Annotated in this window: 9 protein-coding genes; 2 read left to right on the forward strand and 7 right to left on the reverse strand. The window is 73.5% G+C overall.

Going from position 1 to position 10,137, the window contains the following annotated elements:
• Positions 1 to 56: 56 nt before the first annotated feature.
• Positions 57 to 1,421: a cryptochrome/photolyase family protein gene (locus tag IE295_RS05795; protein WP_190062301.1), complete on the reverse strand. Its 1,365-nt coding sequence runs from the start codon at positions 1,419 to 1,421 to the stop codon at positions 57 to 59.
• A 194-nt stretch (positions 1,422 to 1,615) separates the two neighbouring features.
• On the opposite strand from IE295_RS05795, the gene IE295_RS05800 reads away from it, so the two are divergent.
• Positions 1,616 to 2,239, forward strand: a complete 624-nt coding sequence (locus IE295_RS05800; protein WP_224323352.1) for a hypothetical protein — start codon at positions 1,616 to 1,618, stop codon at positions 2,237 to 2,239.
• 35 nt (positions 2,240 to 2,274) lie between these two features.
• On the opposite strand, the gene IE295_RS05805 is transcribed toward IE295_RS05800, so the two are convergent.
• Positions 2,275 to 2,562, reverse strand: coding sequence for a DUF1876 domain-containing protein (locus IE295_RS05805; protein ID WP_190062302.1), 288 nt, complete (start codon positions 2,560 to 2,562; stop codon positions 2,275 to 2,277).
• Positions 2,563 to 2,725: 163 nt separating this feature from the next.
• Between IE295_RS05805 and ftsH the strand changes: the two genes are divergently transcribed.
• On the forward strand, positions 2,726 to 4,666 hold the full coding sequence (gene ftsH, locus IE295_RS05810) for an ATP-dependent zinc metalloprotease FtsH (RefSeq protein ID WP_190062303.1): 1,941 nt from the start codon (positions 2,726 to 2,728) through the stop codon (positions 4,664 to 4,666).
• Positions 4,667 to 4,691: 25 nt separating this feature from the next.
• On the opposite strand, the gene IE295_RS05815 is transcribed toward ftsH, so the two are convergent.
• From IE295_RS05815 to IE295_RS05835, 5 genes are all read right to left on the reverse strand, one after another.
• Positions 4,692 to 5,309 (reverse strand): LysE family translocator, encoded by a 618-nt coding sequence (locus IE295_RS05815; RefSeq protein WP_190062304.1) that lies wholly within the window; start codon positions 5,307 to 5,309, stop codon positions 4,692 to 4,694.
• 42 nt (positions 5,310 to 5,351) lie between these two features.
• The gene (gene trpC, locus IE295_RS05820) at positions 5,352 to 6,173 is read right to left on the reverse strand and encodes an indole-3-glycerol phosphate synthase TrpC (protein ID WP_190062305.1); all 822 of its coding nucleotides are present in this window, start codon (positions 6,171 to 6,173) and stop codon (positions 5,352 to 5,354) included.
• A 62-nt stretch (positions 6,174 to 6,235) separates the two neighbouring features.
• On the reverse strand, positions 6,236 to 7,249 hold the full coding sequence (gene trpD, locus IE295_RS05825; RefSeq protein ID WP_190062306.1) for an anthranilate phosphoribosyltransferase: 1,014 nt from the start codon (positions 7,247 to 7,249) through the stop codon (positions 6,236 to 6,238).
• Positions 7,250 to 7,283: 34 nt separating this feature from the next.
• A complete protein-coding gene (locus IE295_RS05830) occupies positions 7,284 to 9,398 on the reverse strand; it encodes an oxidoreductase (protein ID WP_190062307.1) in 2,115 nt (704 codons plus the stop codon).
• A complete protein-coding gene (locus IE295_RS05835) occupies positions 9,395 to 10,108 on the reverse strand; it encodes a YggS family pyridoxal phosphate-dependent enzyme (RefSeq protein ID WP_190062308.1) in 714 nt (237 codons plus the stop codon). Before IE295_RS05835 ends, IE295_RS05830 begins: the two co-directional genes overlap by 4 nt.
• Between the last annotated feature and the right edge of the window lie 29 nt (positions 10,109 to 10,137).

Consider the following 10,137-nt stretch of genomic DNA (forward strand, 5'->3'; position numbering starts at 1 on the left):
GGGCGCGGCTATACGTTGCCTCCCGCGCCGTACGGCCGAACGGGCGCGGGGGCCGTTCAGGCCGCGCCCCGCGCCCGCCGGAAGCGGGCCAGGCCGTCGGCGAGGCCGACGACCGGCCCGGGATAGCCGAGGCGCGTGCGCAGCGCGGGGTCGAGGGTCCACGGTTCGTGGACGGCGGCGCCCGCCACGCCGGCCAGCTCCGGTACCCAGCGGCGCACGTAGGCCCCCTCGGGGTCGAAGCGCCGGGCCTGGACGAGGGGATTGAGGACCCGGTTGGGGCGGGTGTCGGTTCCGGTGCCGGCCATCCACTGCCAGTTGAGCTGATTGTTCGCCACGTCCGCGTCGATCAGCAGCTCGGTGAAGTGCCGGGCGCCCTCCCGCCAGTCGTGGTAGAGGGTCTTGGTGAGGAAGGACGCCACCAGCATCCGGGCCCGGTTGTGCATCCAGCCCTCGTGCGCGAGCTGGCGCATCGCCGCGTCGACGACGGGGAACCCGGTCAGCCCCGCCTTCCAGGCGGCGAGCTCCTCCGGATCCGTGCGCCAGCGGTCGTGCCGCGGGCGGTAGTCGCGGGCGGCCGCCCCCGGCACGGCGGCCAGCACCTGGTGGTGGAAGTCCCGCCAGGCCAGCTGGCGGACGAACGCCTCCGCGCCCCCGGGACGGCGGCGCGCCCGGTCGATCACCTCCACCGGCGACAGACAACCGAAGTGCAGATAAGGGGACAGCCGGGACGTGGCGTCCGCCGCCATGTCGTCGTGGCGGGCGGCGTACCCCTCGACGCCGGTGCGCAGCCAGGCCGCCAGGCGCCGGCGGCCCTCGCGCTCGCCGCCGGGCGCGAGGGCGGGCGAGGCCGTCCCCCGGGCCAGGGACGCGGCCGCCGGCAGGGGGAGCGTGGCGACGTCGGGCAGGTCGACGCGCCGGGGCGCGCCGGTCACCGGCCGGAGCCGCTCGGCCGACCACCTGCGGTAGTACGGGGTGAACACCGCGAAGTGGCTCCGGCCCGAGGGCAGCACCGCCCCCGGCGGCAGGGCGGTGACCACCGCGTCGTGCACCCGCAGCAGCCGCCCGTCCGCAGCCAGCGCCGACCGCAGCCGGTCCTCCCGGCGCTGGGCGTATCCGCTGCTCCCGCCCGCCAGATGGACCTCCGCCGCGTCCGTCTCCGCGGCCACCCGGCAGGTCTCGCGCACCACGTCCCCCTCGCGGATCACCAGGTGGCCGCCCCGGGCCCGCAGCCCCCGGTCGAGGTCGGCGAGGCAGTCGGACAGGAACGCCGCGCGGTTGGGCGCGGTGAAGCCGGCCTCCCGCACCCCCGAGTCGACGACGAACAGCGGCACCACACGCTCGGCGGCGCGCAGCGCGGCGCGCAGGACGGGATTGTCGTGCAGCCGGAGATCGGCGGTGAAGAGGACGATCGCGACACGCATGCCGGCTCATTTCCGTTGATCAAGGTCCAGAAGTGCTGATCAAGGTCCAGAAGGCCCAGATTACGACAGAAACCGCTCTGACCTGCGAAGCTTGCGCTTTTTTCGCAGGAGTGTTCTGGTGTTTGGGCGTCACGCCGGTACGGAATCCGGCCGCGTCCGGACCGAAGAGTGGGGGTCTGCGTTTGGAGAATTTCTTGTCCGCTGTCCCGTCCGAATCGCCCCTGTCCGTCATACGGCCGTCCCGGCCGCCCCGGCTCGCCGCCGTCACCCCGCGTGCCCGGCACGCCCGGCCGATCGGCCTCTACGACTCCTGGATGACGCTCACCGCGGCCGCGCTCACGCTGTGCGCCGCCTGGGCCGCGAGCGTCTGGGTCTCCGTGCATCTGCAGGCCGACCCGGCCCTGCACACGGTCGCCCTCTTCGTCCACCTCGCCAGCCTCGTGCTCGGCTTCGGCGCCGTGCTGGTGGCCGACTACTACGGCCTCCTGTGGATCATGGGCCGCTGCGACCTGAAGGACGCGCTCGGCAGCGCGAGCCGGCTGCACCTGCCGATCTGGGCCGGACTCGCCGGCCTGGTCCTCAGCGGCACGCTGCTGCACCCGAACATCTCCTCCACCATGACCTGCGTCAAGCTGGCGATGGTGCTCGTCCTCACCCTCAACGGCCTGCAGGCCGGCCTCCTCGGCAAGCACATGGAGCGCAGCGCCGGCGGCACGCCCTCGCCGCGCCTGCTCGCCTGGGGCGGGGCCAGCGCCCTGGTGTCCCAGATCTGCTGGTGGGGCGCCGTGATCATCGGCTTCATCAACACCCAGAGCTAGCCGCCCGGGCCCCGGGCCGCCCTGCGGCCGGCCGGCTACTCCGGCCAGCCGTAGGGCACCGACGTCCTCGGCTCGGGCGCCGCGCCCATGGCCTCGACGTCGTGTTCCGCCGTCCGCAGCAGCCGGGTGCCGAGATCGCGCAGGGCCCGGCCCGCCGCGAACTCGTCACCGATCTCCGGCACGTCCTTGTCGCCGGGGGCGCACTGGGCGGTCCCGGTACCGGTCAGCGAGGCGGCCCCGGTGTCCAGCACCACGCGTGCCCTGGTCCTCCCGTCCTCCTCGGAAAGCTGGAGGCGGACGTTCCACTCGGTTGTGTGCGACATGACGCGCTCCTCGGCCGATCGGGTCGCTGCCTCCCTCCATTGAATACCCGTGCGCCGTGAGCGGCCGGGTGCGACTGTTGAGGTGAGGCGATCGGGCACCGCACGGTCTGTGACGCACGGTGACGGTGGGGTGGCCGACCCGGCTCAGGAAGTGGGAACGGCCGTGATCACACGCATCCGCCTGCCGCACCGGCACCTCACACCGCCCGCCGGCCCCCGGCCGCCGGGCGAACCGCCCAGGCCGCCGTCCGGCCCGCCGGCGCAGCCCGCCTGGCGCCGGTGGATCCTGCCCGCCGCCCTCGTCCTGTTCGTGATCACCCTGCTGCTGGCGCGCGGTGTGTCCGGCCCCCAGCCCAGCCAGGTGCCCTACAGCGACTTCGTCGCCAAGGTCGGCGCCGGACAGGTCCAGACGGTCGACGTCAGCGACAAGGGTGCGGTGAGCGGCACGCTCAAGAACGGCACCAAGTTCACCACCCGCATCCCCACGGCCCTCGGCACGAGCGGGCTCGAACAGCGCCTGGAGGCCCAGCACGTACGGGTCACCGCCTCCCAGTCCACCGGTACCCTGTGGCCCTCGCTCCTGGTGGCCTTCCTGCCCCTGCTGCTCCTGGCCGGCTTCTTCCTGTGGGGCGCCCGCAGGGCCGCGAGCTCCCTGACCGGCGGCGTCAGCGCCATCGGCCGGTCGCGGGCGAAGATCATCGAGGCCGAGCGGCCCACCACCCGCTTCGCCGACGTCGCCGGCTACGACGGGGTCAAACAGGAGGTCAGCGAGGTCGTCGACTTCCTGCGCAACCCCGACCGCTACGCCCGTGCGGGCGCCAAGGGACCCCGCGGAGTGATCATGGTCGGGCCGCCCGGCACCGGCAAGACGCTCTTCGCCCGCGCCGTGGCCGGCGAGGCGGACGTGCCGTTCCTGTCGGTGACCGGCTCGGCGTTCGTCGAGATGTTCGTCGGCGTCGGGGCGTCCCGGGTCCGCGACCTCTTCGACGAGGCCCGCAAGCGGGCCCCCTCGATCATCTTCATCGACGAGATCGACGCCGTCGGCGGCCGGCGCGGCGGCGGCACCCGCCTCGGCGGCAACGACGAGCGCGAGCAGACCCTCAACCAGCTGCTCGCCGAGATGGACGGCTTCGACCAGAGCAGCGGCATCGTCGTGATCGCCGCCACCAACCGGCCCGACGCCCTCGACCCCGCCCTGCTGCGCCCCGGCCGGTTCGACCGCCAGGTCACCGTGCCGCTGCCCAACCAGGCCGAACGGGCGGCGATCCTCACCGTGCACGCCCGCGGCAAGACCCTGGCCCCCGACGTCGACCTCAACATCGTCGCCCGCGCCACCCCCGGCTTCTCCGGCGCCGACCTGGCCAACCTCGTCAACGAGGCGGCCATCAACGCCGTACGCCAGGACCGCGCCACCCTCAACGCCGAGGACCTCGACGCGGCCCGCGACCGCGTGCTGCTGGGCCGGCGCGAGACGTCCAACGCGCTGCTGCCCGAGGAGCGCCGTTCCGTCGCCGTCCACGAGTCGGGCCACGCCCTCGTCGCCGCCCTGTGCGAACACGCCGACCCCGTCGCCAAGGTGACGATCCTGCCCGCCGGGGTGTCGCTCGGGGTCACCGAGCAACTCCCCGAGGCCGAGCGCCACCTGTACACCGAGGGCTACCTCACCGACCTGCTCGCCGTGCGGCTCGGCGGCCGCGCGGCCGAACTGACCGTCTTCGGCGAGGGCTCGACGGGCGCCGCCAACGACCTGGCGGGCGCCACGGCCATCGCCACCCGCATGGTCCGCGAGTTCGGCCTCTCGGCCGCCCTGGGCCCGGTCGGCTACGCCGCCCCCGGCCAGCCGTTCCTGGGCGAGACCGCCGAGGACCTCGCCCGCCAGCCCTACTCGGAGCGCACCCAGCGCATCGTCGACCAGGAGGTGGCGCGCCTGCTGCGCGCCGCCGAGGACCGGGCCCTGACCCTGCTGCGGGACCACCGCGCCGCCCTGGACCGGCTCTCCGGGCTGCTGGTGGCCCGGGAGACCGTCGACGGCTCGGTGGTGCTGGACGTCCTGCGGGAGGAGGGTCCTCCGGACGCCGGGGACGACGACCGGGGGGCGTCCTGATGGACGCCCCCCGGAATCGGCTCGCTCAGATGTTGGTGAACGCCAGCTTCGCGCCCAGGGCCACGAACGCGCCCGCGAACGTGCGCCGCATCCACGTCAGCACCTTGGGCCGCGAGATCACGTGGTCACGGACCGCGGCGGCCAGCAGGCCGTAGCCGACGAAGATCACGAACGTCATCAGCATGAAGACGGCGCTCAGTTCGAGCATCCGGGGGACCGGGTGCGCCTCGTCGGTGCTCACGAACTGCGGGAGGAAGGCCAGGAAGAAGATCGTCAGCTTGGGGTTGAGGATGTTGATGAGGACGGCCGTGACAGTCACCTTGGTCGCCGACTGGGCCTGGGCCTCGTCGTCGGTCTCCACCTTCAGCGTGCCGCTCTCGCGCAGCGTGCTCCACGCCACGTAGAGCAGGTAGGCGACGCCCGCGTACTTGAAGATCTGGAAGGCGAGCGCGCTGGTGTGTAAGAGCGCGGCCAGCCCCATGATCGTGGCGGCCATGTGGGGGACGATTCCCAGCGTGCAGCCGAACGCGGCCACGACGCTCGCGCGGAAGCCCCGCGAGAGGCCCGTGGCGAGCGTGTAGAGCACCCCCGTGCCGGGGGAGGCGGTGACGATGAACGATGTGACCAGGAATTCGATGCCCACGGATTGACGCTCCTCTTGTGCCCTCGGACGTGCGGCAAGTGCCTATTCGGCGGCCGGAGTTGGCTGTGCCGCTCCGCGCGCGAGTATGGCACGGGTGGCCGCCTCGATGTCCGGTGCACGCATCAGGCTCTCGCCGATGAGGAAGGACGAGACGCCGGATTTCGCCAGCCGGGCGAGGTCGGCGGGGCCGCCCAGCCCGCTCTCCCCGACGATCACCCGCCCGTCCGGGACCTGTGGCGCGAGCGCCTCGGTCGTCGCCAGCGACGTCTCGAACGTCCTGTGGTCGCGGTTGTTGACGCCGATCAGGCGCGTGCGCAGGCTCAGCGCCCGCTCCAGCTCCCCGGCGTCGTGGACCTCGGCGAGCACGTCCATGCCGAGCGACGACGCCGCGTCCTCCAGCTCCTTGGCCGTCGCGTCGTCGACCGCGGCCATGATGACGAGCACGCAGTCGGCGCCCCACGCGCGGGCCTCGACGACCTGGTACGGGTCGTAGAGGAAGTCCTTGCGCAGCACCGGCAGTCCGGTCGCGGCGCGCGCGGCCGCCAGGTGCGCCGGCGCGCCCTGGAACGAGCGGGTGTCGGTCAGTACCGACAGGCAGGCGGCGCCGCCCGCCTCGTAGGCGCGGGCGATCGCCGGCGGGTCGAAGTCGGCGCGGATGAGGCCCTTCGAGGGGCTCGCCTTCTTGATCTCGGCGATCAGGGCGTAGTCGCCCCGCCCCAGCCTGTCCTCGAGCGCGGCGAGGAAGCCGCGCGGCGGCGGGGCGGCCGCGGCCTGCGCCTCCAGGGCGGCGAGGGGGCGCGAGCGCTTCGCGGCCGCGATCTCCTCGCGCTTGTAGGCCTCGATGGTGGCCAGAAAGCCGGTCATGTCCTGCTCCTTTCGGCCCTGCGGGCCGGTGCCGTACGACCGTCGCGCCGCGCGGGCGGCGGTCACGCGTGGGAGACCGCGACGAGGCGGTCGAGGCGGCGCCTGGCCTCACCCGAGTCGATCGACTTCACGGCCAGTTCCAGGCCGTCCGCCAGGTCCGCGGCCCGGCCGGCGACCACCAGCGCCGCGGCCGCGTTGAAGGCCGTCACGTCGCGGTAGGCGCCGCGCTCGCCGTCGAGGACCGCGAGCAGCGCCTCCGCGTTGTCCCGCGCGTCGCCGCCCTTGAGCTGCTCCGGGCGCGCTCTCGGCAGGCCGAATTCCTCCGGCGTCACCTCGAACGTCCGTACGGTGCCGTTCTCGAGCGAGGCGATGGCGGTGGGGCCGGTGGTCGTGATCTCGTCGAGCCCGTCGGAGCCGTGGACGACGAGGGCGCGCTGCGAGCCGAGCCGGCCCAGCACCTCGGCGAGCGGCTCCACCCATTCCCTCGAGAACACCCCGACCATCTGCCGGCGCACCCCGGCCGGGTTCAGCAGCGGCCCCATGAGGTTGAAGATGGTGCGGGTGCCCAGCTCGACGCGGGTGGGGTGGACGTGCCGGGCCGCCGGATGGTGGTCCGGGGCGAACATGAAGCCGATGCCCGCCTCGGCCAGGCAGCGTTCGACGGTGGCGGGCGGCAGCCCGACGCGCACGCCCAGCTCCGCCAGCACGTCGGCCGCGCCGCAGCGCGAGGAGAACGCCCGGTTGCCCATCTTGGCCACCGGGACGCCCGCGCCGGCGACGACGAGCGCCGCGCAGGTGGAGATGTTGTACGAGCCCGACGCGTCGCCGCCGGTGCCGAGCAGGTCGATGGCCCCGGGCGGCGCGGTGACCCGGAGCATCCGGGAGCGCATCGTGGTCACCGCTCCGGTGATCTCCTCGATGCTCTCCCCGCGCATCCGCAGCCCCATCAGCAGGGCGCCCATCTGCGAGGGGGTCGCGTCACCCGACACGATGAGGTCGAAGGCCCGGGCCGACTCCTCGAAGGTCAGCGTGGCGCCGGTGGCGACCTTGGCTATCAGGGGCTTGAGTTCTTCCATGGGCCTCTCCTCGGGCTCCGGGCGTGCGCGGCGGTCAGCTGAGGACGTCCCTGGGCGCCCGTACGTCCTCACCGCCCGGCGGCAGCGGCAGGTCCCAGCCGGTCTCGACGTTCTCGCGCCGGTAGGGCGTCCGGTCGGTGAGCGCGGTGTCCAGGGTGCGGGCGAACAGGTGGCCGCTGTGGACCGCGGCCGCGATGATGCCGGGCCCCAGGCAGTCGCCCAGCCGTACGACGCGGCGGATGCCGGCCGCGGCGAGCTCCGCCTCGCCCCGCAGTCGGAGCTCCTCGTAGAGCTCGTCGCGCGGCACCATGCCCGTGGTCAGCACGACGGCGTCCGCCGCCACCGTCGTCTCGCGGCCGGTGAAGACGCAGGCGAGGTGGGCGGCGCCGGGCTCGGCCCGCGCGAGCGTCGTCGAGGTGTGCACCGCCGCGCAGGACTGGAGGATCCGCCGCTGGACCTTGCGCTGTTCGGCCGTCAGCTGGGTGTAGGCGGACACCAGGCTCTCGGGCGTGACGAAGGTGACCTCGCAGCCGTGCTCGACGAGGCGCTCGGCGATCACCCCGCCCATGTAGTAGTGGTCGTCGTCGAACACCACGACGCGCCCGGAGGGCAGCCGGGAGTCCATGACGTCGTCCGGGGTGTAGACGGGCACCCGGTCCAGGCCGGGGACCGGGTCGGCGTGGTACCGGCCGACCCCGTCGCCGCGCCAGGTCGCCCCGGTGGCGACGGCGACGAGCGAGGCCTCGGCCTCCAGCACCATGTCGGCGGTGATGTCGTTGCCGGGCAGCAGCTGGACGTTGCGCATCCGGCGCAGCTGTCCCAGGCGCCACTCGCTGACCCGGGCCCAGGTCCCCAGGCCCGGCAGCCTGCTCTCCCGGACCACCCGGCCGCCCAGCTGCCGGCCGCGGTCGGCCAGCATGACGTCGTAGCCGCGCTGGCCCAGCGCGCGGGCGGCCTCCAGGCCGGCGGGACCGCCGCCGACGATGAGCACCGTGTCGTCGGTGTCCTTGGGCGGGATGTACTCGGGGTGCCAGCCGCGCCGCCACTCCTCGCCCATGGTCGGGTTCTGGGTGCAGCGCATGGGCACGCCCGAACGGTCGCCGGCCACGCAGATGTTGCAGCCGATGCACTCGCGGATGTCGTCGAAGCGGCCTTCCTCGATCTTGCGGGGCAGGAAGGGATCGGCGATCGAGGGGCGGGCCGAGCCGATGAGGTCGAGCGTGCCGCCCCTGACCATCGCGGCCATCGTGTCGGGCGAGGTGAACCGGCCGACCCCGACCACGGGTCTGGTGGTCACGCTCTTGACGAACCTGACGTACTTCTCCTGGTGTCCCTCGTCGCCGAACCGCGCGGTGACCCCGTCGTCGTCGAAGTCGCTGAGGTTGACGTCCCACAGGTCGGGCAGCTCAGCGAGCATCTCCACCACGTCGCGGCCCTCGTCCCGGGCGCCGGCGTCCTTGGAGCCGAGCCCGTCGACGCCGAACCGGATCGCGACCGCACAGGTGTCGCCGACGGCCTCCTTGGCGTCCTCGACCAGCTCGCGCAGGAAGCGGGCGCGGTTCTCCAGGCTGCCGCCGTACTCGTCGGTCCGGTGGTTGTGGCGGCGGGTGAGGAAGTGGACGGGCAGCGTCATGTCGTGGCCCGCGTAGACGTAGATGATGTCGAACCCCGCGCGCCGGGCGTTCAGCGCCGCCGTGCGGTACCAGCGGCGGGCGGCGCGGATGTCGCTCTTGTCCATCGCCCGCGCGGTGACGGGGTTGATCCCCCGGGTGAGCCGCAGGCTCGGCGCTATCGGCACGGTGCGGCTCTCGAGGTTGGCGACGTGGGAGCCGTTGTGCACCAGCTCCACGGCCGCCAGGGCGCCGTGCTCGTGGATCAGGCCGGTGGCGCGGGCCAGGTAGGGGATGTCCCGCTCGTCCCACAGCCGCAGCTCGCGCTGGTGATTGCCGGAGTGGTGCACGTCGCACTGCTCGGTGGAGATCACCCCCCAGCCGCCCTCGGCCTTCACGCCCCGCATCGCCGCCATGGGGCTGGGGAACGCGCGCCCCATGCCGTTGCAGTGGGGCACCTGGAAGAAGCGGTTCCGGGCGGTGACCGGGCCGATCCGTACGGGCTCGAAGAGGATGTCGAACCGGGAGGGACGGGTCATATGGTGTCCCTCTGCACATAGGCCCGCGCCCCGAAGATCGCGCTGCCCACGCGCACGTGCGTGGCCCCGTGGGCGATCGCCTCGGCGAAGTCCGTGCTCATGCCCATGGACAGCCCCGGCAGTCCGTTGCGGGCGGCGATGCCGGCCAGCAGGGTGAAGTGCGGGGCCGGGTCGGCGCCGGCCGGCGGAACGCACATCAGGCCGGCGACCTCGAGGCCGTAGGTCTCCCGGCAGGCCGCGAGGAAGCCGTCGGCGTCCTCGGGCAGGACGCCCGCCTTCTGCGGCTCCGCCCCGGTGTTGACCTGGACGAACAGCCGGGGCCTGCGGCCCTGCCGGTCGCACTGCCGGGCCAGGGCCTCGCACAGGCCGGGCCGGTCGACGGAGTGGATGACGTCGAACAACGCCACCGCCTCCCGGGCCTTGTTGGTCTGCAGGGGCCCGATCAGGTGCAGCTCGAGGCCGGGAATCCGCTCGCGCAGGGCGGGCCACTTCGCCTTGGCCTCCTGGACGCGGTTCTCGCCGAAGACCGTGAGCCCGGCCGCGGCGGCCCGCTCCAGGACGTCGGCGGGAACCGTCTTCGAGGCGGCGACGAGCGTCACCGACCCCGGATCGCGGCCGGCGCGGGTACAGGCGCCTTCGATGGCATCGCGGACCGCGCCCAGCCCGATCGCCGGGTCGGGCCGGTGAAGGGTTTCGTGGATGGCCGTCATGGAACCTCCTTCCGGTTCTGCGGCCGTGG

It is taken from the genome of Streptomyces griseocarneus (assembly GCF_014655595.1).
Classification (GTDB): Bacteria; Actinomycetota; Actinomycetes; order Streptomycetales; family Streptomycetaceae; genus Streptomyces; species Streptomyces griseocarneus.

Coding starts and splice junctions, on each gene's coding strand:
- trpC (WP_190062305.1), bottom strand. CDS start 6,173: ATGACCGGCTTTCTGGCCACCATCGAGGCCTACAAGCGCGAGGAGATC.
- trpD (WP_190062306.1), bottom strand. CDS start 7,249: ATGGAAGAACTCAAGCCCCTGATAGCCAAGGTCGCCACCGGCGCCACG.
- IE295_RS05830 (WP_190062307.1), bottom strand. CDS start 9,398: ATGACCCGTCCCTCCCGGTTCGACATCCTCTTCGAGCCCGTACGGATC.
- IE295_RS05795 (WP_190062301.1), bottom strand. CDS start 1,421: ATGCGTGTCGCGATCGTCCTCTTCACCGCCGATCTCCGGCTGCACGAC.
- IE295_RS05835 (WP_190062308.1), bottom strand. CDS start 10,108: ATGACGGCCATCCACGAAACCCTTCACCGGCCCGACCCGGCGATCGGG.
- IE295_RS05805 (WP_190062302.1), bottom strand. CDS start 2,562: ATGTCGCACACAACCGAGTGGAACGTCCGCCTCCAGCTTTCCGAGGAG.